The following is a 24,853-nucleotide window of genomic DNA, read 5'->3' as shown; positions in this document are numbered from 1 at the left end:
TCGGCCTTGACTACGGGCGTAACGTTGATTACATGATTACAGATGAACTGAGGGAGCGCGTGACGGGCTGGTTCGCCGGCCGACTCCCGGCCGAGTGGCAGCCCGCCGACGTCACCGTCGACCGCGAGGAGATCACAGTCGTGCTGACCATCGCCGACGTCGAGACCGAAGGGTCCGACGCGGCCGTCGCCGAGGCGCGGGCGGGTCGCGCGTCGGCGTTCCGCGAGGACACCCGCGAGCAGCGGATGGAGATCGCCCAGGAGGCGCAGCACCGGTTCGAGCGCAAGGTCTCGTGGGGACTGGCGATCGGGGAGCGACGCGAGCTCTGGACCCACGTCTCCGCCCCGGTGATGACACGGCTCCGACAGCCGCAGCGCGTGGTGCTCGACACGCTGGTCGACGCGGGTGTGGCCAAGTCGCGGTCCGAGGCGCTCGCCTGGTGCGTCCGCCTGGTCGGGCAGCACGAGGACGACTGGCTCACGGAGCTGCGCGAGGCGATGAGCGGTGTCGCCGACGTAAGGGCGAAGGGTCCCGCGGCCTGACCCGTACCCCTAGATTGACCGCATGCGCTTCCTGCTGAACGTCATCTGGCTCCTGCTCTGCGGCATCTGGATGGCGCTCGGGTACGTCGTCGCCGGGGTCATCTGCTGCATCCTGATCATCACGATCCCGTTCGGGATCGCGTCGTTCCGGATCGCGGCCTACGCCCTGTGGCCCTTCGGCCGCACGGTCATCCGGCAGCCGACCGCGGGATTCTGGTCCGCGATCGGCAACGTGATCTGGGTGGTGGTCGCCGGCATCTGGCTCGCGCTCGGGCACATCGTGACCGGCGTCCTGCTCTGCATCACGATCATCGGCATCCCGCTGGGCGTGGCGAACTTCAAGATGATCCCGGTCTCCCTGCTGCCGCTGGGCCGCCAGATCGTGCGCATCGACGAGGTCACGACCCGGCCGTCGACGGCCTGACGGCCTCAGAAGAGCGCCGAGGCCAGGTTCTGCCGGCCGCGCAGCACCCGCGGGTCGTCGTTACCGACCGCACCGAACAGGCCGAGCAGGTGCTCGCGCGCTCGGTCGCGGTCGTCGCCGGAGGTACGCCGCACCAGGTCGACGAGCCGGTTGAACGCGTCGTCGACGTGCCCGCCGAGCATGTCGAGGTCGGCCACCAGGGTCTGCGCGTCGACGTCGTCGGGGCTCTCGGCCGCGGCGGCGCGGGCGGTGTTCAGGTCGACGCCCTGGGTGCGCTGGAGCACCTTCGCCATCGCCAGGCCGGCCGCGGCCTCGGCGTCGGCGGGGTTGGCGTCGACGAGCTTCTGGTACTCCGCGACCGCGCGGTCGACGTCCCCCTCGCCCAGCGCGTCCTGCGCGGCGGCGTACCGCGGGTCGACGGCCGGCTCGCCGTCGGCGTCCGCCTCGCCGGCGACCATGCGCGGCTGGTGCCGGCCGGCGATGCCGTTGGCGGTGAGCTGCTGCATCACCTGGGTGATCTGCGCCCGGAGCTGGTCGAGCGGGAGCACGTCCTGGAGCAGCGGGGCCGGCCGGCCGTCGAGCACGGCGACCACCAACGGGATCGACGGGATCTGCATCGCCTGCGCGATCTGCGGGGCCGCGTCGATGTCGACGAGCCCGACCAGGAAGCGGCCCTCGAACTCCCCCGACAGCGTCTCGAGGTCGCGCGCCAGGTCGGCGCTCTCGGGCATCCGGGTCGGCGAGTAGAAGACCAGGAAGACCGGCGCGGTCATCGATGCCTCGAGCGTCGACTGGAAGTTCTGCTCGGTGAGCTGGACGGCGTACGACGAGCCGGTCGACGCCCCGTCGGCGGCACCACCGGGGGCGCCGCCGGGAGCCGCGGCCTTCAGGCCGGACAGGTCGACGGCACCGGGACGGGAGAACGGCTGCTGGCTCATGGACCCAATCCTAGGGAGATCACGCCAGACCGAGTTCCACCGCCTCCTCATGCAGCTCCTCGCGCACGCTCGGGTGCGCGGCGTGCTCGATCAGCTGACGGGCCTGCTCGCGCTGGTCGTGGCCGACGATCTCGGCGACTCCCTGCTCCGTCACGACCGCGGTCATCTGGAACGACGTCACCGGCTCGTCGACCAGCGGCACGATCGTCGAGCAGTCGGCCTTGGGGTGCCACGAGCGCAGCGCGATGAACGCCTGGCCGCCGGCACTGTGCATCGCGCCGACGAAGAAGTCGGTCTGGCCGCCGAAACCGGAGTGGATCCGGGCCCCGATCCGCGAGGCGTTCGCCTGGGCGAAGAGGTCTACCTGCAGCGCCGTGTTCACGCTGACCATCGACGGGTTCAGGGCGATCCGGGCCGGGCTGTTGGTGACCTCGGTGCGGGCCATCGCGATCCGCTCGTTGCCGTCGACCCACTCCAGCAGCTCCGGCGACCCGAAGAGGAACGACGCCGTGATCGGCACGTTCCGGTCCAGCGCGCCGACCTTCTCGAGCGCGAAGATGCTGTCGGAGAACATCTCGGTCCACACCCGCAGCCCGCTGCGGTCGCGCAGCCCGGTCAGCGTCGCGTCGGGGACGGCGCCGATGCCCGCCTGCAGCGTCGACCCGTCGGTGACCCGCTCGGCGACCAGCTCGCCGATGCGGGCCGACGCGTCGTCGATCACGGTGACCGGGGCGGTCGGCAGCGGTGCGTCGGCGTCCACGAGGACGTCGACCAGGTCCAGGTCGACGAGCGCGTCGCCGTACGTCCAGGGCATCCGGTCGTTGACCTGCGCGATCACGATGCCGCCGCGGCGCTTGGCGGCCTCCAGCGCGGCGGGCAGCACGTTGACCTCCACCCCCAGCGAGACCTTGCCGCCGCGCGGCCGGGTCGTGTGCAGCACCACGGCGTCCGGCGGGAGCTGGCGGCCGAAGAGCGTCGGCACCATCGACAGCCGCGACGGCACGTAGCTCAGCCGCGGGCTGCGCCGCTGGCCCGGCCCGACGAACGACGTCTCCAGGGTGACGCCGTCGCGGTCCGGCAGTCCGGGCTGGCCGTTGAGCGTCCAGAGCCGGTAGGAGTCCAGCGCCGCGTCGACCAGGCCGACCGTGTGCCACGGGATGGCGTGGTTACCGGTGACGACGATGCGGGGGTTGTCGGGCAGGCGGGTCAGGGCGTCGGCGAGGTCCACGACCCGATTCCACCAGAGAGCCGCCGGTCAGGCACGGGTCGTTGGTCTCTTAGAAGCGGGCCGGCTCGCGGTACTCCCCCCACTCCGCGCGCAGCGCGTCGCAGATCTCCCCCAGGGTGGCCTCGGCGCGGCAGGCGTCGAGCATCGGCTCGATGAGGTTCTCATCGGCGCGGGCGGCGTCGACCATCCGGGTCAGGGCCGCCCGGACGGCGGCGTCGTCGCGAGCGGTACGACGGGCGGCGAGCGTGCGCACCTGCTCGAGCTCGACCTCGTGGGAGACCCGCAGGATCTCCAGCTCGTGGGTCACCGACTCCTCGTGGCAGTTGACGCCGACGATCCTCTTGTCGCGCTTCTCGAGCGCCACCTGGTACTGGAAGGCCGCCTCGGCGATCTCCGACATGAACCAGCCCTCCTCGATGCCGCGCAGCAGGCCGCGGGTGACGAGCCACTCGCCGCCCCGGACGGCCTCGGCGATCCGCGCGGGCTGGTCGGAGGTCAGCGTGGAGCCGCCCATCGCGAGGATCTTGTCGAAGATCGCGGTCGCCTCGGCCTCGATCCGGTCGGTGAGCGCCTCGACGTACCAGGAGCCGCCGAGCGGGTCGGCGACGTTGACGACGCCGGTCTCCTCCATGATCACCTGCTGGGTGCGCAGCGCGATCTCCGCGGCCTGCTCGCTGGGCAGCGCGAGCGTCTCGTCGAGGGCGTTGGTGTGCAGTGAGTTGGTGCCGCCGAGCACCGCCGAGAGCGCCTCGATGCCGGTGCGCACGACGTTGTTGTAGGGCTGCTGCGCGGTGAGCGAGACGCCCGCGGTCTGGGTGTGGAACCGCAGCCACTGCGCCTTCTCCGACGTCGCGCCGTAGACGTCGCGCATCCAGCGGGCCCAGATCCGGCGGGCGGCGCGGAACTTCGCGATCTCCTCGAAGAAGTCCACGTGCGCGTCGAAGAAGAACGACAGCCCGGGCGCGAAGACGTCGACGTCGAGGCCCCGGGACAGCCCCAGCTCGACGTACCCGAACCCGTCGGCGAGGGTGAACGCGAGCTCCTGCGCGGCCGTCGAGCCGGCCTCGCGGATGTGGTAGCCGGAGACCGAGAGCGGCTTGTACGCCGGGATGTTCGCGGCGCAGTACTCCATCAGGTCGCCGATCAGCTTCAGGTGCGGCTCGGGCGCGAAGAGCCACTCCTTCTGGGCGATGTACTCCTTGAAGATGTCGGTCTGGAGCGTGCCGTTGAGCGTGCTGGTGTCGACGCCGGCGCGCTCGGCGGCGACCAGCATCATGCAGAAGACCGGCACGGCGGGGCCGCTGATCGTCATCGACGTCGTGACGTCGCCGAGGTCGATGCCATCGAAGAGCACCTCCATGTCGGCGACGGAGTCGATCGCGACGCCGCAGTGCCCGACCTCGCCGAGCGCCTTCGGGTCGTCGGAGTCGCGGCCCATCAGCGTGGGCATGTCGAAGGCCACCGAGAGGCCACCCCCGCCGCGGCCGAGGATCATCCGGTAGCGCTCGTTGGTCTGCTGGGCGTTGCCGAAGCCGGCGAACTGGCGGATCGTCCACGTCCGTCCGCGATAGCCGGTCGGGTAGAGGCCGCGGGTGAACGGGAACTCGCCGGGCCACTCGGAGTCGTCGGTGCCGTACGCCGGGGCCAGCTCGACGCCGCTCAGCGTCGTGAAGTCCGCGTCGCGGACCCGGGCACTCTCGTAGCGCCGCTGCCAGCGGGCTCGTGCGTTCTCGCTCATGTCGAAATACTAGGACGTCCTACTAATTCCACCAAGCCGACGGACGACGTCCAGAAGATCGGGTATTGCCACCCCTGACTCCGCTCCGGTAGGACGGACTCCGGCGCCGCCCGCCACGAGCGGGTCGCACTCGGCCGGCGCCATCCTCGGGAGGACACATGAAGAGAAAGCTCCTGCCATTCGGGGTCGCCCTCGCCACCTGCGCGGCCGGTCTCCTGATCCCGTCGGGCGCATCATCCGCAGCGCCATCGACCACGGCGGACCGGGCCGCACCCAGCGACGTACGCGAGATCTCGCCCGACGCGAAGTACTCGACCAAGGGGCTCGCCATGCGGCGCGCCCAGGCGCGTGCCAACACGCTCGCCGCGGCGGCCACGCCACCGGTGGGCACCACGCGGTCGTGGCTGGCGCTCGACGACTTCAACGGGCGGCTGTACCTCAAGCCGTACACGCTGAAGGGCGTCGGCGACAAGATCGAGGTCTGGGTCGCCGACGACACCTCCTTCCCCGCCGGCGACTGCCGCGGCACGGCCAGCACCGAGGTCACCCAGGCCCAGGTGGACCGCCTGATCAGCGAGTTCGACGGCAACATGTACCCGAAAGAGACCGCGACCTTCAGCACCCCGCCGGACCTCGACGGCACGAACGCCCAGATCGCCGGCGACTACACCGGCGACGGCGACAACACCGTCGCGCTCGTCGACAACGTGCGTGACGACAACTACTACGACTTCCCGGCGGCCTCGACCTACATCGCGGGGTTCTTCTCGTCGCAGTTCAACGACCTGGTCGACCGCAACGTGATGACCATCGACGCCTACGACTGGGCGCACCGCACCGGCGAGAACCCGCCGGACGAGCCGACGACGGATCCGTGCACCAGCCGGCCCGCGCGGCCCAACCTCTACGAGGGCACCTTCGCCCACGAGTGGCAGCACCTGCTGCACCACTACACCGACCCGTTCGAGGGCAACTGGATCAACGAGGGTCTCTCCGACTTCGCCCAGACGCTCGTCGGGTACGTCGACGCGACCAAGACCGTCGACCAGCCGGGCGCCGACAGCCACCTCTACTGCTTCCAGGGCTTCGGCACCGTGCAGACGCCGTACAACCCCAACCCGCGTGACTGCGGCGGCGCCCAGAACTCCCTGACCCTGTGGGGCGAGGACCCCAACCCGGCGGCCGTGCTGGCCGACTACGGCAACGCCTACTCGATGATGCTCTATCTCTACGACCGCTTCGGCACGGAGTTCATGTCGGCGCTGCACCGCGACGGCACCTACCAGGGCATGGCCAGCCTCGCCCACGAGCTCCAGGCCGAGGGCATCGACGATCCCTACCGGGTCGTGCACCAGTACCAGTCGATGGTGCTGCTGGACAGGATCGTCGGCGACGCCAAGCACTCCGTCGTGCTCGGCGCCGACAAGCGCGTGGTCACGACGCCGAGCCTGCGCTCGACGGTCAACCTCGACAACCCCGAGTCCTACGACACCCCGGGCGCCGCACCCAACGGCGCCGACTACGTCGTGCTGCGCGGGGCGAACGGCGAGACGCTCAAGGGCGCCAAGCTCCGGTCGCTGGTCTTCGACGGGGCCGCGACGCTGCCGACGCAGCCGCTGCTGTGGACCACGGTGACCAACGACCCCGACCGCCCGGGCGACTCCGTGCTCTGGTCGGGCAACGCCAACAACCTCGACGCCGCGGCCGTGGCCGAGGTCACCGTGCCCGCGGCCGACCCGACGCTGCGGTTCCTCGCCAAGTACGGCGCGGAGCTCGGCTACGACTACGGCTACGTGCAGGTCTCGACCGACGGTGGCAAGACCTACACGTCGATCGCCGGAGACAAGACGGTCGACGGGCCCTTCGGCCCGGCCCTCAACGGGACCACGAACGGCTTCGAGCCGCACACCTTCGACCTGTCGGCGTACGCCGGCCAGACGGTGCTGATCAGCTTCCGCTACGTCAGCGACGGCGGTGTCAACGAGGGCGGCCTGCTCCTCGACGACATCGCGGTCGGCGGCACGACCGTCAGCGACGGCTCGAGTCTCGCGCCGTTCCGGTCCCCGACGCAGATCCACCCGCAGGAGGTCCAGAACTGGAACCTCAAGCTGGTCGGCATCCGCGACCGGGGCCGGCCGACGGTGCTCCAGGTGGAGTTCGACGGCAAGCGGCACGTCGACCTGAACCGGCTCGAGCTGGTGGCGGCGGCACCGTTCGAGAAGGTCGTCGCGATCGTGGCGACCGACGACCCGACCGAGCTCGTCCAGCAGTTCGCGCCGTACACCCTGAAGGTCAACGGCGTGACCCAGCCGGGCGGCGCCTGAGCCGGCGGGTCTGACCACGGAGCCGTCCGCCGCGGACCTGCGCCGCGGCGGGCGGCTCCGGGCGTCCGGGCAGCCTGGGCGTCTGGGCGCCTGGGTGCCCCGCGTCGGGTACATCCCCTGGTTTCGACGCGCCCGTCGCGGCCTCGCAGGCTCGGCCGCGGGGCTTGCTCAACCTGGCCGACCCACGGCCCCGACCTCGTTCCTCGGTCGGCCCGAGTCGTCTCAAACCTGGCCGACCCACGGCCCCGACCTCGTTCCTCGGTCGGCCCGAGTCGTCTCAGAAGTCCCCGGCCGCCTTGCGGACCGGCGTCAGCAGTGCCGAGACCTGCTCGAGCTCCGGGTCCGACAGCGCGCCGAGCGCGAAGCCGGCGTCGATGAGATCGCGGGTCGCCACCTCCACGAGCGCGCGGCCCTCGGGCGTGATCTCGGCCAGCACCGCGCGACCGTCGTCGGGGTGTGCGCGGCGTACGACGAGGCCGGCCGCCTCCAGGCGCCGGACGATCGAGGTGACCGAGGTGGGGTGCACCTGCAGCCGCTCCCCCATCTTGCCCAGCGGCAGCGAGCCCCGGGAGGAGAAGGTCAGCAGCACCAGCGCCTCGTAGCGCGCGAAGGTCAGTCCGTGCGGCTTGAGGATGGCATCGAGGCGCCCGATCAGCAGCTGCTGCACGCGCATCAGCGAGGTGACCGCGTGCATGGCGGGCACGCCGTCCCAGCGCTTGCCCCACTGGCGGGCGGCTTCGTCGATCGGGTCGAAGGGCAGGGCCACGAGGGTGAGGTTAGTTGAACCCGCCTCCGGGCAGGCCGGGAGCGCCGCGGAACCCGCCGGATCGCGAGGTCTCGATCACAGGAGCGGTCCGTCCGTCGCGGGCCGCCGAGAGGGGCTCAGCCTCGAGGCTCAGGCGCGCAGGATCTTCTCCATCGACCTGCCCTTGGCGAGCTCGTCGACGAGCTTGTCGAGGTAGCGGATCTGCTGCATCAGCGGGTCCTCGACGTCCTCGACGCGGATGCCGCAGACGACGCCGGTGATCGCGGACGCGTGCGGGTTGAGGTGGGCCTGGGCGAAGAAGTCCTCGAACGTCGTCCCCGCGGCCAGATGCTCCCCCAGCGCGGCCTCGTCGAATCCGGTGAGCCACTCGATCACCTGGTCGACCTCGGCCTTCGTGCGGCCCTTCTTCTCCGCCTTCGTCACGTACAAGGGATAGACCGACGCGAAGCTGGTGGTGAAGATCCGGCTCATGCCTGCGAGCGTAGTTGCTCGCCCGCGCGGTCAGACCAGGTTCACCGCGCGCGCCGAGACCGCCGACATCGCGTGCTCGATGTCGTCGAGGGTCTCCGCCGGGATCTCGGTGTCGACGGACAGGGCGACCAGCGCCTGGCCGCCCGGGGTCTGCCGGGACACCTGCATGCCGGCGATGTTGACGCCGGCCTCGCCGAGGATGCCGCCGACCGTGCCCACCATGCCCGGCCGGTCCGCGTAGGTGAGGAACGCCAGGTGCTGGGTCGGCTCGATGTCGAGGTCGAAGCCGTTGACCTCGACCAGCCGCTCGCGCTGGCCGATGCCGACCAGCGTGCCGCTGACCGAGACGGACGACCCGTCGGCGAGCGTGCCGCGGATCGTGATCAGGTTGCGGTGGTCGGGGCTCTCGGGGTCGATCACGAGCCGGACCGCCAGGCCACGCTCGGCGGCGAGCAGCGGCGCGTTCACGTAGGAGACCTGCTCCTCGACGACGTCGGTGAAGATGCCCTTGAGCGCGGCGAGCTCGAGCACCTTCACGTCGTACTCGGTGATCTCACCACGCACCTCGACGTCGACCTGCTGGGCCACCTCGCCGGCCAGTCCGGTGAACACCCGGCCGAGCTTCTCGGTCAGCGGGATGCCGGGGCGCACCTCCTCGGCGATCACCCCGCCCTGGACGTTGACGGCGTCGGGCACCAGCTCGCCGGACAGCGCGAGCCGGACCGACCGGGCGACGGCGAGCCCCGCCTTCTCCTGGGCCTCCGCCGTGGAGGCGCCCAGGTGCGGGGTGGCCACGACGTTCTCGAGCTCCAGGAGCGGGCTGTCGGTGCACGGCTCGACCGCGAAGACGTCGAGGCCGGCGGCCGCGATCCGGCCCTCCTTGAGTGCGGCGTACAGGGCGGCCTCGTCGACGATCCCGCCGCGCGCCGCGTTGACGAGCACCAGCGACGGCTTCACCTTCGCGAGCTGCTCGGTGCCGATCAGGCCGACGGTCTCGGGGGTCTTCGGGAGATGGACCGACATGAAGTCCGCCTCGACGAGGAGCGTGTCGAGGTCGACGAGCCGCACCCCCATCTGGGCGGCGCGGCCGGCCTGCACGTAGGGGTCGTGGGCGATCACCCGCATGCCGAACGCCGCCAGTCTGTGGGCGACCAGCACGCCGATCCGGCCGAGGCCGACGACGCCGACGGTCTTCTCGTACAGCTCGGTGCCGGTGTAGCGCGAGCGCTTCCACTCCCCCGCCCGGAGCGCCGCATGTGCCGGTGACACGTGGCGCGCCGCGGCGAGCATCAGCGCCACGGCCAGCTCGGCGGCCGAGACGATGTTGGAGGTCGGCGCGTTGACGACCATGACGCCGGCCTGCGTCGCGGCCCGGACGTCGACGTTGTCGAGGCCCACGCCGGCCCGGGCGACGACCTTGAGCCGCCGCGCGGCGGCCAGGACCTCGGCGTCCACCCTCGTCGCGGACCGGACCAGCAGGGCGTCGGCGTCCACGATGGCGGCGAGCAGCTCGGCGCGGTCCGCGCCGTCGCAGCGACGGATCTCGAAGTCCGGGCCCAGCGCCTCGACGGTGGCCGGGCTCAGCTCCTCGGCGATCAGTACGACGGGCAGGTTCACAGCGATGCGGTCCTCGGCAACGAGTGGTTCAGTGGGCACGACGCTGTGCTCGTTCGCGACCCTACCGGACCGGTCGGCTCAATTGAGTGGCGTCCATCTGGCGAGGCCATCTACCCTCGTCGCGTCCCACTCCCTCCCGCAGGCAGGTTCTCTTGGAGCTCTGAGGTGTCCCTCGACCACCACCTCATTTCTGGAGCTCTGCCATGCCCGCACCCACCTCTGTCATCGCCGCGTCCGGCCTCGGCTTCGCCTGGCCCGACGGCACCCCGGTCCTCCAGGACCTCGACCTGCTGGTCTCCCCCGGCCGCTCCGGCCTCGTCGGCGTCAACGGCGCCGGCAAGTCCACCCTGCTGCGCCTCGTCGCGGGGTTGCTGACGCCGACCACCGGCGTCCTGAACGTCGCGGGCGAGGTCGCCTACCTGCCGCAGGACCTGACGCTCGACGTGACCCAGCCCGTCGAGGAGTTCCTCGGCATCGCGGCCGTACGCCGGGCGATCCGCGCGGTCGAGTCCGGCGCCGACGATCCCGCCCGCCTCCAGTCCCACCTGGACACGATCGGCGACGACTGGGACGTCGAGGAGCGAGCGGTCGCCGAGCTCGGCCGGCTCGGGCTCCCGCCCGACGTGCTCGACCGCCGGATGGGCGAGATCTCCGGCGGCGAGGCGACCCAGCTGGGCCTGGCCCGGCTGCTGCTGCGCCGACCCGACGTACTGCTGCTCGACGAGCCCACCAACAACCTCGACGCGGAGGCCCGGCAGCGCCTGTACGACGTCGTCGACGGCTGGAGCCGCTCGATGCTCGTGGTCAGCCACGACCGGGACCTGCTCGAGCGGATGGACCGGATCGGCGACCTGCGTGGCGGGTCCGTGCGGTGGTACGGCGGCGGCTACTCGTCGTACGCCAGCCAGGTCACCGCGGAGCAGGAGGCCGCCGAGCAGGCCGTGACCGCGGCCCGGTCGGACCTGCGTCGCCAGCGCAACGACCGGATCGAGGCCGAGCGGGTGCTCGCGCAGCGTCGCCGGCAGGGCAAGAAGGCGGCCGAGACCAAGGGCCTGCCGCGCATCGTCGTCGGTGCCAAGAAGCGCGCCGCCGAGGAGTCGGCGGCGAAGTACCGCCGGGTCCACGACGACCGCCTGGACCGGGCCCGCGAGCGCCTCGACGAGGCCGAGTCGCGACTGCGGGAGGACCGCGAGATCCGGGTCGACCTGCCCGGCACCGAGGTGCCGCGCGGGCGCGTGGTGCTGGAGGCCGCTCCCGACGACGAGCGGAGCCTGCCGATCAGCGGCCCGGACCGGGTCGGCCTGGTCGGCCCCAACGGCTCGGGCAAGACGACACTGCTGCACCGGCTCATCGACCGGGCCCGGGTGCCGGTCTCCCTGCTCCCCCAGCGCCTGGACGTGCTGGACGACGACGACACCGTGTTCGGCAACGTCGCCCGGCGCGCCCCCGGCGCGGACGCCAACCTGGTCCGGTCGCGACTGGCCCGCTTCCTCTTCCGGGGCGGTGCCGCCGACCGGCGGGTCGGCGACCTGTCCGGGGGCGAGCGGTTCCGGGCGACGCTGGCCGCGCTGCTGCTCGCCGACCCGGCCCCGCAGCTGCTGCTGCTCGACGAGCCGACCAACAACCTCGACTTCGCGTCGTACGACGCCCTCGTGTCGGCGCTGGAGTCGTACCGGGGCGCACTGGTCGTGGCGAGCCACGACTCGGCGTTCCTCGACGACATCGGCGTGGAGCGGATCGTCGACCTCGGAGCTCCCGAGCCGTCGGACGAGGCCTCGGCGGGCTGACCCTGGTGCGTCGTACCTGACCTCAGGGTCGCGGATTTTGCGGTTCCACGACACCTGGGTCAGGTGCGATCGGCGCGCACGACCACGTCTCGGTGCGGGAGCCACCAATCCGACAACGGGCCGAAAATCGCCTGCCGGTCCGGCCCGGGGGCTGACAGGCTGTCCCCATGCACCTCGAGACCGAGCGCCTGGTCATCCGTCCCTGGCGGCACGAGGAGGCCGAGCGGCTGCTCGACATCCTGAGCCGGATGGAGGTCATGAAGTGGCTCGGCGACGGGGAGCCGGTGCTGATGAAGGACCTCGACGAGGCGCACGCGCGGATCGATCGCTACAACACCGAGCGCGACCAGCCGCCGCTGGGGATGTGGGCGGTCGAGCGCCGGAGCGACGGGGTGGTGGCCGGCACCGTGCTGCTGCTGACGCTGCCCAACGCCGAGCACGGCGAGGTCGAGATCGGCTGGCACCTGCACCCGGACTCGTGGGGGCACGGGTACGCGACCGAGGCGGCCGCGGCGGTGCTCGCCCACGGCTTCGATGCCGGGCTGCCCGAGATCATCGCGGTCAGTCACCCGACCAACGACGCGTCGCAGGCGGTGATGCGGCGGCTCGGTATGACCGACCACGGCGTGATCGAGAAGTGGTACGCCGACCCCTCGGCGTACTTCTCGATCACCGCGGAGCAGTGGCGCGCGGCGTGCGGCGGTTTCGAGGCTCGTCGCTAGCGCTCCTCGCACCTCAACCACCGTGAACCGCTCGTCGCTAGCGCTCCTCGCACCTCAACCACCGTGAACCGCTCGTCGCTAGCGCTCCTCGCACCTCAACCACCGTGCGCTGCGGTGGTTGAGGTGCGAGCGAAGCGAGCCTCGAAACCACCGTGAGCGGTGGGGGCTCAGGTCTCGAAGAGCGCCTGACCGACGTACTCGCCCGCTCGGGCGCCGGGCGGCACGGCGAAGAGCGCCGAGCCGGTCACCTTGAGGTACTCCATCAGCGCGTCGGACTTGGCCATCGCGTTCTGGATCGGGATGAAGTGGGTGTCCGGGTCGCGCACGAAGGCGATGAAGAACAGCCCGGCGTCCAGGCCGCCGAGAGCGTCGGAGCCGTCGACGAAGTTGTAGCCGCGGCGCAGCATCCGCGCTCCGCCGTGGAAGTCGGGGTGCACCACCCGGACATGGGCGTCCTTCGGGATCACCGGGCCGGCGCTGCCCGGCATCGTGAAGTCGGGCTCGCTGAACTCGGTGCCGCCCGAGAGCGGCGCACCGGAGTCCTTGGTGCGCCCGACGAACTCCTCCTGCTCGCCGAGCGGCTGGCGGTCCCAGACCTCGATGGTCATGTTCATCCGGCGGGTGACGAGGTAGGAGCCGCCGGCGAGCCAGCCGGCCCGTGGGTCGTCGTCCGCGCCGACCCAGACATGCTCCTCGACCGCGGCGGTCTCCTCCGCCTTCACGTTGGCGGTGCCGTCCTTGAAGCCGAAGAGGTTGCGCGGGGTGGACTGCGAGGTGGACGTCGTCGACGTGCGGCCGAAGCCGAGCTGCGACCAGCGGACCGCGACGGTGCCGAACCCGATGCGCGCCAGGTTGCGGATCGCGTGGACGGCGACCTGCGGGTCGTCGGCGCAGGCCTGCACGCAGAGGTCGCCGTACGAGCGCCGCGGGTCGAGCATGTCGGCCGGGAAGTGCGGGAGGGTGCGCAGGGCCTCCGGCTGCCGGTCGGCGATGCCGAACCGGTCGCGGCCGCGCGCGTCGCGGAACAGGGTCGGGCCGAGGCCGAACGTGATCGTGAGGCCGCTGGCCGGCAGCCCGATCGCCTCGCCGGTGTCGTCGGGCGGCAGGTTCACCGCGCCCTCGGTCGGACCTACCTCGCCGGCCGGGAGCCCGCGGGTCATCCGGTCCGCGGCCTCGGTCCACGCCTTGAGCAGCGCGATCAGCTGCGCCCGGGAGCCCGCGGTCAGGTCGAACGCCGCGAAGTGCAGCCGGTCCTGCGCCGGGGTCGTGATGCCGGCCTGGTGCTTCCCACGGAACGCGAAGGCGTCGTCGCTGCCCGTCGGGTCCGGGCTCTCGGATCCCTCGGCGGCGGTCGCCCGGCCGACGGCGAAGGCACCGGCGGCCAGCCCGGCCGCGGCCACGCCGCCGCCGACCAGGCCCCGTCGGGAGATGTGCTCGCTCAGGACAGCACCGCCGCGGTCAGGTTGGCGAGCGGTTCGGACAGCGCGTTGACGGCGTTCGAGAGCTGCTGGACCTGGTCCTGGCTCAGGTCGTCGTAGTACACGAAGCCGGTGTCGGTGCGCTGCGCGTCGAGCAGCTTCTGCAGCGCCGCGAAGCGCGCGGTCAGCGTCGTCGCGAGCTCGGGGTCCTTCTGCTCGACGATCGGCTGCACGCCCTCGTAGGCGACGCGGGCGCCGTCGACGTTGGCCTGGAAGTCCCAGAGGTCCGTGTGCGACCAGATCTCCTCCTCGCCGGTGACCTTGCCGGTCGCGACCTCCTCGAGCAGGCCCCGGGAGCCGTTGGCGATCTGGTCGACGGTGTAGGTGAGCCGCTGGACGCGCTTGTCGAGGGTCTCGGTGTTCTTCATCAGATCCTCGGCGTACGTCGCCCGCTCCTGGTCGGTGAGCGGGGTGTAGCCGGTCGCCGGCGGCCAGAGGTCCTTCTCGATCCGGTGCCAGCCGGTCCACTCCTGGCCCTCTTCGAGATCGGCCTCGCGGGCGTCCATCATCGGGTCGAGGTCACCGAAGGACTCGGCGACGGTCTCGATCCGCTCCCAGTGCACCCGGGCCTCCGGGTAGAGCGCGCGTGCCTCGTCGTCGCGGCCCGACTCGTAGAGCTCGACGAACTGCTGGGTCTTGGCCACCAGCTGGTCGGACTGGTCCTGGACGTAGGCCTGGTAGTTCTTCAGCGCCTGGCCGACCAGCTGCTGGTCGTCGGCGGAGACGGCGGGCTCCTCGTCGGACTTGCTCACGGTGAAGTCGGCGCGGATGCCGTCGCCCTTCATGCCCGGCTTGCAGGCGGTGACGTACGAGCCGGCCGGCGCGTTGACGACGAGCTCCCGCGAGAGCTGGGGGCCGATGTTCTCGACCTCGCCGACGATCCGCAGGCCGTCCTCGCCGAGCAGGTAGAACTCCGTGACCTGCGAGCCGTCGTTGGTGACCTTGAACCGCAGGGTGCCCGAGGGCGCGTCGACGGCCGAGAGGTCGCACGCGTCGTCGGTCGAGGTGACCGAGACGGTGCGGGCGTCGCCGGAGCCGGAGTCGTCGCCGCGGGTGTTCTCGGTGCAGGCGGCGACGAGCGGGACGGCCGCCACCAGGGCGATCGCGAGGGGCTTGCGCATGTGGTCGGTCCTTCTGGGACGGTCAGACGAGGGGTCAGCTGACGGGAGTGGGCGTGGGAGCGGAGGTCGCGCGGCTGCGCCGGCGCGCCGAGACGAGGAAGAGCGTCATGACGGGTACGACGTACAGAACCCAGACCGCGGCCTCGAGCACGGTCGTCTGCGGGGAGAAGTTGAAGATCCCCTTGAGCAGGGTGGCGTACCAGGTCGTCGGGTCGATCGTGTCGGAGACGTCCCAGGCCAGGGTGTGCAGCCCGGGCAGGATGCCGGCCTCCTGGAGGTCGTGGACGCCGTAGGAGAGGACGCCGCCGGCGACCAGGATCAGGAACGCGCCGGTCCAGGTGAAGAACTTGCTGAGGTTGATCGAGATCGCGCCGCGGTAGAGCAGGTAGCCGAGCAGCACCGCGGTGGCGATGCCGAGCGCGGCGCCGAGCAGCGGCTGCCAGGTGGCGTTGGTGTCGCGGGAGACGGCCTCGGTCGCGGACCACAGGAAGAGCGCGGTCTCCAGGCCCTCCCGGCCGACGGCGAGGATCGCCACCAGGACCAGGGCGAACCACGAGCCCTCGGCGGCCGCGTCGATCTGGCCGCGCAGCTCGCCGCTCAGCGAGCGGGCGGCGCGGGCCATCCAGAAGATCATCCAGGTGACCAGGCCGACCGCGACGATCGACAGGGTGCCGCCGATCGCCTCCTGCGCCTCGAAGGTCAGCCCGCGCGGACCGAAGAACAGCGCGAAGCCGAACCCGAGGGCGATGGCCACGGCGAGCGCCACCCCCACCCAGATCCGGGGCAGCAGGTCGCGCCGGTCGGTCTTGACCAGGTAGGCGACCAGGATGCTGACCACCAGCGAGGCCTCGAGCCCCTCACGCAGGCCGATCAGGTAGTTGGCGAGCACGAACCCTGATCGTACGCTCGTCAGTTAGGTTTGCCTAACCAACTGTGAGTCAGATCGCACAGCCGTCGGGGCCGCAGGCCTCCGCATCGCCGCCGACGGCCTGGAGCACGGGGTGGGCGTCGGCCCAGGCCTGCTGCAGCACTTGGGCGAAGACCTCGGCCGACTGGGCGCCGGAGACGCCGTACTTCTGGTCGACGACGAAGAACGGGACGCCGCTGGCGCCGTACGCCCGGGCCTGGGCGATGTCGGCGGCGACGTCGTCGGCGTACGCCTGGCTCGTCAGTACGCCGCGCACGCGGGCCTCGTCGAGCCCGGCCGCCACCGCGATCTCGGTGAGGACGTCGTGGTCGCCGACGTTGCGGGCCTGCTCGAAGTACGCCGAGAGCAGCGCCTCCTTCAGCTCGCGCTGGCGCGCCGGACCACCGGTCGCGAGCGCGAGGTGGAGCAGCCGGTGCGCGTCGACGGTGTTGGTGTGCACGGTCTCGAAGAGCCGGAACGCCAGGCCCTCCTCGGCGGCGAGGTCGATGAGCTGCTGCTGCATCTGGCGCATCTCCGCCTCGCTGCGGCCGTACTTGCGCGCGATCACGCCGGTCGAGAGCTCGTGGCCGTGCTCGGGGGCCGAGGGGTCGAGCTCGAAGGAGCGGTAGACGACCTCGACGTCGTCCGCGTGCTCGAAGCCGGCCAGGGCGGTCTCCAGACGACGCTTCCCGACGTAGCACCACGGGCAGACGACGTCACTCCAGATCTCGATCTTCACGTCGGGCCAACGCGACCGGCGGACCGAATGTTCCGAATCCAGACGTTCCGTGACCGGTGGTTTCGAGGCTCAGGCGCCAGCGCGCCTTCGCACCTCAACCACCGCCACGGTGGTTGAGGTGCGAGGGCCGCCAGGCCCGAGCCTCGAAACCACCGCCCGCGCACGCCCCCTCGGTCTCGACTTCGGCCCATCGCTGGACGTCGCTCGTAGATCGTATATTCTTATATCTATGATTCGAACCGGCGGCGCGCCGCTCACCATCGCGGGCGGCATCCGGGAGTTCGCGATCGCGAGCCCCCGCGCCACCGCGGTCGTCGACGGCGACCGGACGCTGACCTTCGGGGCGCTCGACGAGCGGGCCAGCCGGCTCGGCGCCCGCCTGCTCGAGCGTGGGCTGCGCCGCGGCGACCGGGTGGCGGTGCTGCTCGGCAACCGGCTGGAGTACCCCGAGATCGCGGCCGGCATCGCAAAGGCCGGCCTCGTCATGGTGCCGCTCAACCCGCGGCTCGCCCCGAGCGAGAGCCGCTACATCCTCGAGCACTCCGGTGCCCGCGCACTGGTGCTCGACGCCGCGCTCGCCGCCGTCGCCGGCGACATCGACGACCTCCGGCTGGTCGTGCTCAGCATCGGTGGCACCCAGCTCGGCCCGGACTACGAGGCCGAGCTCGCGGTCGCGAGCTCCCGCGACCCAGGTGTCGCCGTCGCGGAACAGGACCCGTTCTGCATCGCCTACACCTCCGGCACCACCGGGCGACCCAAGGGCGTCGTCATCTCCCATCGCAGCCGGGCGCTGACCTTCTACCTGAGCGCCCTCGAGTGGGGGCTCGGTCCCGGGCGTACGTCGGCCGCCGTCGCGCCGATGTACCACGGCGCCGGGTTCGCCTTCGGCTACGCGCCGGTCTTCTGCGGCGGCACGGTCACCATGCTGCGGCACTGGGACCCCGAGGAGTTCCTGGCGCTGATGGCCCGGGACCGGGTGCGGTCGACCTTCCTGGTCCCGACCCACGCCCAGATGCTGCGCGGGCTCGGCGAGGGCGCGGTCGCGAAGCACGACCTCGGTGCACTCGACACCCTCTACTTCAACGCCGCCGCACTCCCCTGGCCGCTCAAGCAATGGGTGATGAGCGAGTTCCCCGGCCGCGGCATCCACGAGCTCTACGGCTCCACCGAGGCCGGCATCATCACGAACCTCCGCCCGGCCGACCAGTTCACCAAGCCCGGTTCCGTGGGCCACGCCTGGTTCATGACCGAGCTGCGGGTCGTCGACGACGCCGGCGACCCCGTGCCGGCCGGCGAGCCGGGCGAGCTGTTCAGCCGCTCGCCGTTCCTGATGAACGGCTACCACGACGACCCCGACGCGACCGCGGCGTGCACGACCCACGACGGGTTCCTCACCTGCGGCGACGTGGTGGTCCGCGACGACGACGGCTACGTGCACGTCGTCGACCGCAAGAAGGACCTGATCATCTCCGGCGGCGTCAACGTCTACCCCCGCGAGGTCGAGGACGTGCTCGCGCAGCATCCCGCCGTCGCGGAGTCGGCGATCGTCGGCCTGCCGAGCACGACCTGGGGCGAGGAGGTCGCGGCGTACGTCGTGCTGCGCGACGGCCGCGCGCTCGACGACGCGCTCGCCGGCGACCTCGAGAGCCACTGCCGCGACCGGCTCGCCGGCTTCAAGATCCCCCGTCACTGGAGCGCCCTCCCGGCGCTCCCCCGCAATGCCAGCGGCAAGGTCCTCAAGCGCGAGCTGCGCGACCGGGCCCCCGCCTGACCCACCCCACCCATCACGACCGGAGGAAACGTGCGACCCCACGTCGAGCTCATCCAGGAAGACGACTACGTCTGGCATGCCGCGGAGCTGCCGGCCGGGGAGGGCCGGGCGAGTGAGCGCCGGCTGTCCGTGGACGAGGAGGACGGCTCCTCGTCGTTGCGGGTGGACTTCCACACCGACTGGGGTCGTGGTCCGGGTATCCATCACGCGAACACCGAGTACTACGTGCTCGACGGGCAGATCGACTACGGCGGCCGGAAGATCGGCAAGGGCGGCTACGTCTACGCGCCGAAGGGGGTGCCGACCGACTACCTCAAGATCGCCGAGGGCACCCGGCTGCTGCACTACCGCGAGTACGGCGATGCCGGGTTCGACCCGGTCGAGTCCCTCGGCGGTGCCCGGTCGTGGGCGGAGGCGCGCGAGGAGGTCATCGTGATCGACTCCGAGGCGATGAACTGGGACGCGGTGCCCAACCCCGGCCCGATGCCCGGCCTGTTCATCAAGTACCTCCACGTCGACCCCGTCACCGGCTTCTACACCCGCCTGGTGCACGCCCAGGAGGGTTGGAGCGACCACCGCCTCGCGCACCACCCGTGCTACGAGGAGGCCTACACCACCCAGGGGCTGATGGAGTACAACTTCGGCACCCTCGACCTCGGCACCTACTTCTTCCGCCCCGCCCGGGTCAAGCACGGCCACTTCACGACGATGGAGGGCGGCGCCACCTGGCTGCTGCGCTCCGACGGCGAGCTGGCCAACTGGTACACCCAGCGAGAGTGGGTGCGTTGGGGCGGCGACGGCGTCAACTACGGACCCGCGGGCCTGCAGGAGGAGCCGCACCCGCCGGTGCGCTGGTCGCACTCGACCCACGACCTCGCGACGCCGTGGCGCTCCGACGAGGACATGCGCCAGATGACGGCGTCCTGGCAGTTCCAGATCGACCAGGGCCAGGACAACTCCGCCGTCAAGCACCAGGGCACCGGCGCCGACCCCTCACTGATCGCGATCCTGAAGGCCATGGACGCGGCCAACCTGCAGGGCGGCCACGGCGGTCACGACCACTCGCACGACCACGCGCACGACCACGCGCACGACGAGTCCGCCACGCCGGACTGGGGCTTCTCCGGCCGCGAGGTGGAGCATCCCGACGAGCGGACCGGCACACACGCCCACAACTGGGGCACCCGGGTGGACTGGAAGGACGGCGACCCGATCCCGGCTCCGATCATCTCCTCGCTGCCCGTCCGCAGCCGCTCCCGCGGCCGCTGGGACGGCGACGGAATGTGACGGGCCGCAACTGATGGAAGCGGTCCACGGGTTCAACGGACACAGCCTCGCGGTCTTCCTGCACATCGTGCTGTTCGCCTACTGGCTGGGCGGCGACGTCGGCGTCTACTACGCCAGCCGCTACATCCTCAGGTCCGACCTCGGGCCGGAGGCGCGGGCGGTGTCGACGAGGATCATGCACGGCGTCGACATCGCCCCGCGCATCTCGCTGGTGCTGTTCCTGCCCAGCGGGATCACGCTGATGGCGGTCGGGCCACTGGGCGACGAGTTCTTCGTCGACGGCTGGCTGCTGGTCCTCGTGTGGGTCGCCGGCCTGGCCTGGCTTGCGGTCTCGCTCATCGACTACCGCGGCGGCGACACGCCCCTCGCTCGCCTGTCCCAGAAGGCCGACCTGGTCGTGCGCTACGGGCTCAGCGCCGGGCTCGTCGGGGTGGCGGTCTACACGATGCTCGCCACCGAGCCCTTCGGCGTCGACACCAACCCGACGTGGCTGGGCGCCAAGGTCGCGGCGTACGGGCTGTGCATCTTCTGCGGGGTGATGATCCGCCGGCAGCTCCTGCCCTTCGGCCCGGCGTTCGGCAGGCTCGTCACCAGCGGGTCGACCCCGGAGGTCGAGAGGGCGATCCTCGGCTCGATCCGGCGGTGCGAACCGTGGGTCTACTCCATCTGGACGCTGGTGCTGGTGGCGGCGCTGCTCGGCGTGGTGAAGCCGGGCTCGACGGCGTTCTGACCCCACGGCCGACCCAGCGGCCGACCAGCGGCTCAGGCGGCGGGCAGGATCACGGTGAACGTCGTGCCCTCGCCCAGCCGCGAGCCGACCTCGACCCGGCCCTGGTGGCGCTCCAGGATCGTGGCGACGATCGCCAGGCCCAGGCCGGTGCCGGGCTCGCGCAGCGCGTCGGGGTTGGTGGTGCGGAAGAACGCCCGGAACAACCCCTCCTGGTCGTCCTCGGAGATGCCCAGGCCGGTGTCGGCGACACCCAGCACGACCTCGCCCGCGCGGCGCGCCGCCGACACCGTGATCGAGCCGCCCGCCGGGGTGTACTTCACGGCGTTGCTGACCAGGTTGCCGACGAGGCGGTCGAGCTCGACCGGGTCGCCGGGCACCATCAGCCCGTCCGGCTCCAGGTCGACGGTGACCGTGAGCCCCTTCGACCTGGCCGTCGACTCGACCAGTGACACGACGTCGCGGGCCACCGTGCGCAGGTCGACCGGGACCCGCGTGAGCGGGTGCTGCGGGTTGCTCACCCGGGCCAGCAGGAGGAGGTCGTCGACGACCTTGCCCATGCGCTGGGTGCCGCGGTTCATCGCCTGCTGGTAGCGATCCGCCTGCGGATCGAGGTCGAGGGTCCCGAGCAGCTCGAGGTTGCCCGAGATCACCGTCAGCGGCGTCCGCAGCTCGTGGGAGAGCGTCGCGATCAGCTGGCTGCGGTGGTCGTCGATCTGTTGCAGCTCGCGCACCAGGTTGCGCTCGCGCTCCAGCGCCCCCGCGGTCACCAGGGCGGCGCCGAGGTCGTGGCCGATCTGCAGCGCGGAGTCGATCTCGACCTGCGACCACGGCGGTTGGTCGGCGTGCCGGGAGAGCGCCATGAAGCCCACGCACTCCTCGCCGACGCCGAGCGCGACGCCGAGCACCGACGACACGTCGCGCTGGAGGAAGTGGTCGCGGATCTCGGGCACGTCGGGTGGAATGCTGTCCGCGGTGATCACCACCGGCCGCTGATCGGCCCACAGGCTCGGCGCGACCCGCACGGCCACGTCGACGAGGTCGCGCGAGATCGGGACCAGCCGGCCGGCGTCGGTGCGTACGACGCCCACCCCGGGTCCGTCCGGCTGGAACACCTGGAGCCACGATCCGCGGGCGTCGAAGCCGGTGACCAGCGGGCCGTGGGTGTGTCGCAGCACGTCCTCGAGCGAGCCGTGGGTGGGGCGCGAGGCCGAGCGGATCAGCCGGCGTGCGGACTCCGCGTGGGCCACCTGCTGGACCAGCGCCTCGCGCTCGAACGCCGTCAGCACGGCGCGCTCGGCCTGCGCGGCGTACCGCTCCAGGAGGCCGCGTTGCCGCTCGTCGGGCCGCCGGCCCGACGAGGGCCGGTCGACGGACAGGATGCCGACGACGGCACCGTCGTCGTTGCTGAGCACGGCGAGCAGCCCATCGGTGGGCCGCCAGGCATCGGGGTGCGCGCTGGCCACCTGCTCGACCTCGACCCAGTGGCCCTCGAGCTCGGTGAGAGCGGTGGCCTCGATGAACCGGAGCCGCGGACCCCACGGCCGCGCCCGCTCCAGGACGGGGGTGATGACCGAGACCGGGTCGCTCTCCTCGACGTACGCGCGGTGCTCCTCGGGACCCGTGTAGGCCATCGTGACCAGCTCGTCGCCGAGCACCACCGACAGCGCCGCCACCTCGAAGCCGACCATCTCCGCCACCGACTCCACCATCAGCTGCAGCACGGCACGCGCCGACGAGTCCGACCAGGTCGCGTGGTCGGACTGAATCCTCGATCCGTCAGGCCCCACGGGGCGAACCTATCGCTCGGCGCGCCCCGGGGCGGGACGTCAGCCAGCCAGCCGCCGGCCGAGCAGCCGACCGAGGGTCAGGGCCGGCGTGAGCAGCATGCCGGAGCAGAAGCTGTTGCCGCAGGTGGCACCGGCTCCGATGACCTCGCCGACGGCGTACAGACCGGGGATGGGCGCGCCCGACTCGGTGCGCACCGCGCAGCTCGCGTCGATGTCGAGACCCTGGAAGGTGACCAGCGTGATCGCGTGGTTGCGGATCGCGTAGAAGGGCGGCGTGGCGATCGGCGCGGGCAGATGACGGCGACCGAAGTCGGGATCGGCGCCGGCGGCGACGAAAGAGTTGTAGCGGCCGACGGTCGTCTCGAGGGCGCCCGGCGCGATGCCGGCGAGCGCCGCCAGGGCGGTCAGCGAGCCGGCGGCGTGCACGCCCGGACGAGCGCCTGCCAGCGCCCGCACCTCGTCGGGGTCCCGACCGACCAGCAGCCGCTGGGACCCGGTCGAGAGGGTGAGCGCGGCGTCGTCGAACACCGTCCAGAAGGTCTGGTCGGGGATGCCGACCAGCGCCCGTTCCTTCGCGTCGATCGACGGCTCGTCCTCCGCGACCCAGCGCCGGCCGGTGCGGTCGACGTAGATCTCGCGCGGCGGCCGCTCGGCGGTCAGCACCTGCCGCTCGCGCCAGTTCGCCCGCGCCGGCGAGACCGGGTCGGGCAGCCCGCCGAACGACGGCAGATGGGTGCCGGCACCCTGCAGCGCCGCCCCGACCGACCGCCCGAGCTGCAGCCCGTCGCCGGTCGAGGTGCGGGCGGCGGCCGAGACCAGCGGCGCTCCCTCGAGCTCGGCGAAGAGCTCGGCGTCCGCGCCGTACCCGCCCGTGGCCAGCACCACCGACCGCGCGCGCACCTCGACCTCGGCGCCGTCCCGGTAGGTCTCGACCCCGACCACGGCGTGCCCGTCGGTCACCAGGCCGGTCACCGGCGATCTGGTCCAGAGCTCGACCGTCGACGAGGCCAGCTCGGCGCGAAGCACCTCGAGGATCGAGGCGCCCTCGTCCTTGCCGTAGTAGGTGCGGGCGGTCCGGTAGGGCTCGTGGCCGTGCACGATGCGCGGCGTCTCGGGCGCGAAGGCGAAGCCGCGCGCGGCCAGCCACTCGATCGTCTCGGGCGCGTGCCGTGCGACCTGAGCGACGAGGTCCTCGCGGGCGGTTCCCCGGGCGATCCGGCGGATGTCGTCGAGGTGCGCCTCGGGGCTGTCCTCGATGCCGCGCTCGCGCTGGCGCGCGGTCCCGCCCGCCGCCAGGTGGCCACCGCTGATGTGCAGCGTCCCGCCGATCCGGTCGTCCTTCTCCACGACCAGGACCCGTGCACCCCCGGCGGCCGCGTGCAGCGCCACGCTCAGGCCCGCCGGACCGGCACCGACCACCACGGCGTCGTACTCGAACACTGCCATTGCTAGATCATATATGTTTCAGTGGTGGCTCGGTGGGTTCGTCGGTTTCGGCTGCTGACAGCCGAAACCCGCACGACACGCCGGGGCGCCTCGGCGTGTCGTGCGGGGTCTGGCTGTCAGCAGCCAAAACCCGCATCCTCGACGACCACATGCACGATCCGGTGCGGCGAGGTGACGACGGCCGCCCGGGTGGCACCGAAGGGCGGCAGGTCGAGGGCGAACACCGCGCCGCTCCACGCGCCGGGGTGGCCGTCCGCGCGCCGGCGTACGTCATCGAGGTCGGGCACCGTCACGACCACGCCGACGAGCCCGCGGCGATCGAGCCCGGATCGGCCGAGCAGCGAGCCGCCGGCCGACTCGGGCAGGCCGTAGTCGACGAGGTTGAGATAGGGCTCGTCACGCGCCGGGCCGACGGTCGACGACCGTACCCGGAGCCGCTCCGTCGACCCCAGGAGGTCGCTGAAGGAGGGGTCGTCGAAGGAGTACTCGTACACCACGCCCCAGCCGAGCACGTCGGCATAGAAGTCCAGCGACGGCCCAGCGTCGCCGAGCGGCAGCGAGATGCTGCAGACCTCGCTGACCACGCGGTCACGGATCCTGGCGAAGCCGGCGAAGAAGTCCCGCGGGCCGCTGAGGAACGCCGTCACGGTGCCGTCGGGCCCGGGCAGGTGCGCCTCCCGGAAGGCGCCCTCCGCGAGCTCGTAGCTGGCCTCCCCGGACTCCACCCGGTAGCCGAGACCGCGCGCGTGGGCGACGGCACGGTCCAGGTCGGGCGCGTAGAAGTCCACCACCCGCAGCGCGTCGCGGCCCAGGCGGGTGGCCTCGTCGCGCACGGCGTACGCCGGCACCGGGTCGGGTCGCCACACCACGGCGCCCGCCCAGGTCCCGGGGGTCCGCAGCGCGACCACCTCGGCGCCGTGGACCATCGCCCGGCCCGCCTCGACCATCCCGAAGACGTCGCCCAGACGGCTCAGGTGGGCAGTGAGGTCCGCGGTGGAGAAGAGCGGTCCGAAGAGGCGCGGCACGTCTA

Annotated in this window: 21 protein-coding genes; 8 read left to right on the top strand and 13 right to left on the bottom strand. The window is 71.8% G+C overall.

Going from position 1 to position 24,853, the window contains the following annotated elements; genetic code table 11:
* Window positions 1-32 precede the first annotated feature (32 nt).
* Together FHU40_RS17265 and FHU40_RS17260 are read left to right on the top strand one after the other, a co-directional pair.
* Window positions 33-542, top strand: coding sequence for a hypothetical protein (locus FHU40_RS17265; protein WP_221199878.1), 510 nt, complete (start codon window positions 33-35; stop codon window positions 540-542).
* Window positions 543-564: 22 nt separating this feature from the next.
* A complete protein-coding gene (locus FHU40_RS17260; RefSeq protein WP_183593463.1) occupies window positions 565-966 on the top strand; it encodes a YccF domain-containing protein in 402 nt (133 codons plus the stop codon).
* A gap of 5 nt (window positions 967-971) precedes the next feature.
* On the opposite strand, the gene FHU40_RS17255 is transcribed toward FHU40_RS17260, so the two are convergent.
* From FHU40_RS17255 to icmA, 3 genes are read right to left on the bottom strand one after another with little or no spacing between them, the layout of a single operon-like run.
* Window positions 972-1,904 (bottom strand): tetratricopeptide repeat protein, encoded by a 933-nt coding sequence (locus FHU40_RS17255; protein ID WP_183593462.1) that lies wholly within the window; start codon window positions 1,902-1,904, stop codon window positions 972-974.
* A gap of 19 nt (window positions 1,905-1,923) precedes the next feature.
* Window positions 1,924-3,132, bottom strand: coding sequence for an acetyl-CoA hydrolase/transferase C-terminal domain-containing protein (locus tag FHU40_RS17250; protein WP_183593461.1), 1,209 nt, complete (start codon window positions 3,130-3,132; stop codon window positions 1,924-1,926).
* Between the two features lie 49 nt (window positions 3,133-3,181).
* Window positions 3,182-4,870, bottom strand: a complete 1,689-nt coding sequence (gene icmA / locus FHU40_RS17245; RefSeq protein WP_183593460.1) for a coenzyme B12-dependent isobutyryl-CoA mutase large subunit — start codon at window positions 4,868-4,870, stop codon at window positions 3,182-3,184.
* Window positions 4,871-5,028: 158 nt separating this feature from the next.
* Here icmA and FHU40_RS17240 point away from each other — a divergent pair, with 158 nt between their 5' ends.
* Window positions 5,029-7,194 carry a choice-of-anchor J domain-containing protein gene (locus FHU40_RS17240; protein ID WP_183593459.1) on the top strand — a complete coding sequence of 722 codons (2,166 nt, stop codon included), beginning with the start codon at window positions 5,029-5,031 and terminating at the stop codon, window positions 7,192-7,194.
* 277 nt (window positions 7,195-7,471) lie between these two features.
* Here the strand turns inward: FHU40_RS17240 and FHU40_RS17235 are convergent, their stop codons facing one another.
* From FHU40_RS17235 to serA, 3 genes are all read right to left on the bottom strand, one after another.
* Complete coding sequence (locus tag FHU40_RS17235; RefSeq protein WP_183593458.1) at window positions 7,472-7,960, bottom strand: MarR family transcriptional regulator; 489 nt, start codon at window positions 7,958-7,960, stop codon at window positions 7,472-7,474.
* Window positions 7,961-8,089: 129 nt separating this feature from the next.
* Window positions 8,090-8,431 (bottom strand): DUF2200 domain-containing protein, encoded by a 342-nt coding sequence (locus tag FHU40_RS17230; protein ID WP_183593457.1) that lies wholly within the window; start codon window positions 8,429-8,431, stop codon window positions 8,090-8,092.
* A 30-nt stretch (window positions 8,432-8,461) separates the two neighbouring features.
* Window positions 8,462-10,087: a phosphoglycerate dehydrogenase gene (serA, locus tag FHU40_RS17225; RefSeq protein ID WP_343057901.1), complete on the bottom strand. Its 1,626-nt coding sequence runs from the start codon at window positions 10,085-10,087 to the stop codon at window positions 8,462-8,464.
* A gap of 164 nt (window positions 10,088-10,251) precedes the next feature.
* Between serA and FHU40_RS17220 the strand changes: the two genes are divergently transcribed.
* Complete coding sequence (locus tag FHU40_RS17220) at window positions 10,252-11,835, top strand: ATP-binding cassette domain-containing protein (protein WP_183593456.1); 1,584 nt, start codon at window positions 10,252-10,254, stop codon at window positions 11,833-11,835.
* Window positions 11,836-12,002: 167 nt separating this feature from the next.
* On the top strand, window positions 12,003-12,557 hold the full coding sequence (locus FHU40_RS17215) for a GNAT family N-acetyltransferase (protein ID WP_183593455.1): 555 nt from the start codon (window positions 12,003-12,005) through the stop codon (window positions 12,555-12,557).
* A 167-nt stretch (window positions 12,558-12,724) separates the two neighbouring features.
* On the opposite strand, the gene efeB is transcribed toward FHU40_RS17215, so the two are convergent.
* From efeB to FHU40_RS17195, 4 genes are read right to left on the bottom strand one after another with little or no spacing between them, the layout of a single operon-like run.
* Complete coding sequence (gene efeB, locus FHU40_RS17210) at window positions 12,725-13,987, bottom strand: iron uptake transporter deferrochelatase/peroxidase subunit (RefSeq protein ID WP_343057939.1); 1,263 nt, start codon at window positions 13,985-13,987, stop codon at window positions 12,725-12,727.
* A gap of 8 nt (window positions 13,988-13,995) precedes the next feature.
* Window positions 13,996-15,156, bottom strand: coding sequence for an iron uptake system protein EfeO (efeO, locus tag FHU40_RS17205; protein ID WP_183593454.1), 1,161 nt, complete (start codon window positions 15,154-15,156; stop codon window positions 13,996-13,998).
* Window positions 15,157-15,190: 34 nt separating this feature from the next.
* Window positions 15,191-16,045, bottom strand: coding sequence for an iron uptake transporter permease EfeU (efeU, locus tag FHU40_RS17200; RefSeq protein WP_183593453.1), 855 nt, complete (start codon window positions 16,043-16,045; stop codon window positions 15,191-15,193).
* A 49-nt stretch (window positions 16,046-16,094) separates the two neighbouring features.
* Window positions 16,095-16,802: a DsbA family protein gene (locus FHU40_RS17195; RefSeq protein WP_183593452.1), complete on the bottom strand. Its 708-nt coding sequence runs from the start codon at window positions 16,800-16,802 to the stop codon at window positions 16,095-16,097.
* A gap of 229 nt (window positions 16,803-17,031) precedes the next feature.
* Between FHU40_RS17195 and FHU40_RS17190 the strand changes: the two genes are divergently transcribed.
* From FHU40_RS17190 to FHU40_RS17180, 3 genes are read left to right on the top strand one after another with little or no spacing between them, the layout of a single operon-like run.
* Window positions 17,032-18,573: a class I adenylate-forming enzyme family protein gene (locus tag FHU40_RS17190; protein ID WP_183593451.1), complete on the top strand. Its 1,542-nt coding sequence runs from the start codon at window positions 17,032-17,034 to the stop codon at window positions 18,571-18,573.
* Window positions 18,574-18,603: 30 nt separating this feature from the next.
* On the top strand, window positions 18,604-19,860 hold the full coding sequence (locus tag FHU40_RS17185) for a DUF4437 domain-containing protein (RefSeq protein WP_183593450.1): 1,257 nt from the start codon (window positions 18,604-18,606) through the stop codon (window positions 19,858-19,860).
* Between the two features lie 13 nt (window positions 19,861-19,873).
* Window positions 19,874-20,590: a hypothetical protein gene (locus FHU40_RS17180; protein WP_183593449.1), complete on the top strand. Its 717-nt coding sequence runs from the start codon at window positions 19,874-19,876 to the stop codon at window positions 20,588-20,590.
* Between the two features lie 32 nt (window positions 20,591-20,622).
* Here the strand turns inward: FHU40_RS17180 and FHU40_RS29590 are convergent, their stop codons facing one another.
* The 3 genes from FHU40_RS29590 to FHU40_RS17165 all read right to left on the bottom strand — a co-directional run bounded on the left by FHU40_RS29590 (window position 20,623) and on the right by FHU40_RS17165 (window position 24,848).
* Window positions 20,623-22,377: an ATP-binding protein gene (locus FHU40_RS29590; protein ID WP_183593448.1), complete on the bottom strand. Its 1,755-nt coding sequence runs from the start codon at window positions 22,375-22,377 to the stop codon at window positions 20,623-20,625.
* A gap of 39 nt (window positions 22,378-22,416) precedes the next feature.
* Complete coding sequence (locus FHU40_RS17170) at window positions 22,417-23,823, bottom strand: FAD-dependent oxidoreductase (protein WP_183593447.1); 1,407 nt, start codon at window positions 23,821-23,823, stop codon at window positions 22,417-22,419.
* A 116-nt stretch (window positions 23,824-23,939) separates the two neighbouring features.
* Window positions 23,940-24,848, bottom strand: a complete 909-nt coding sequence (locus FHU40_RS17165; RefSeq protein ID WP_183593446.1) for a hypothetical protein — start codon at window positions 24,846-24,848, stop codon at window positions 23,940-23,942.
* Window positions 24,849-24,853 lie beyond the last annotated feature (5 nt).

It is taken from the genome of Nocardioides soli, from assembly GCF_014191495.1.
Classification (GTDB): domain Bacteria; phylum Actinomycetota; class Actinomycetes; order Propionibacteriales; family Nocardioidaceae; genus Nocardioides; species Nocardioides soli.
Note: the sequence above shows the minus strand (reverse complement) of the source record. Positions and strands in the feature narration are given on the sequence as shown.

Bases quoted from the DNA above. Each gene is read 5' to 3' on its own strand.
- FHU40_RS17255 (WP_183593462.1), bottom strand. From the start codon at position 1,904: ATGAGCCAGCAGCCGTTCTCCCGTCCCGGTGCCGTCGACCTGTCCGGC.
- FHU40_RS17190 (WP_183593451.1), top strand. From the start codon at position 17,032: ATGATTCGAACCGGCGGCGCGCCGCTCACCATCGCGGGCGGCATCCGG.
- FHU40_RS17220 (WP_183593456.1), top strand. From the start codon at position 10,252: ATGCCCGCACCCACCTCTGTCATCGCCGCGTCCGGCCTCGGCTTCGCC.
- FHU40_RS17240 (WP_183593459.1), top strand. From the start codon at position 5,029: ATGAAGAGAAAGCTCCTGCCATTCGGGGTCGCCCTCGCCACCTGCGCG.
- FHU40_RS17260 (WP_183593463.1), top strand. From the start codon at position 565: ATGCGCTTCCTGCTGAACGTCATCTGGCTCCTGCTCTGCGGCATCTGG.
- efeO (WP_183593454.1), bottom strand. From the start codon at position 15,156: ATGCGCAAGCCCCTCGCGATCGCCCTGGTGGCGGCCGTCCCGCTCGTC.
- FHU40_RS17230 (WP_183593457.1), bottom strand. From the start codon at position 8,431: ATGAGCCGGATCTTCACCACCAGCTTCGCGTCGGTCTATCCCTTGTAC.
- FHU40_RS17180 (WP_183593449.1), top strand. From the start codon at position 19,874: ATGGAAGCGGTCCACGGGTTCAACGGACACAGCCTCGCGGTCTTCCTG.
- FHU40_RS17215 (WP_183593455.1), top strand. From the start codon at position 12,003: ATGCACCTCGAGACCGAGCGCCTGGTCATCCGTCCCTGGCGGCACGAG.
- FHU40_RS17170 (WP_183593447.1), bottom strand. From the start codon at position 23,823: ATGGCAGTGTTCGAGTACGACGCCGTGGTGGTCGGTGCCGGTCCGGCG.
- icmA (WP_183593460.1), bottom strand. From the start codon at position 4,870: ATGAGCGAGAACGCACGAGCCCGCTGGCAGCGGCGCTACGAGAGTGCC.
- FHU40_RS17265 (WP_221199878.1), top strand. From the start codon at position 33: ATGATTACAGATGAACTGAGGGAGCGCGTGACGGGCTGGTTCGCCGGC.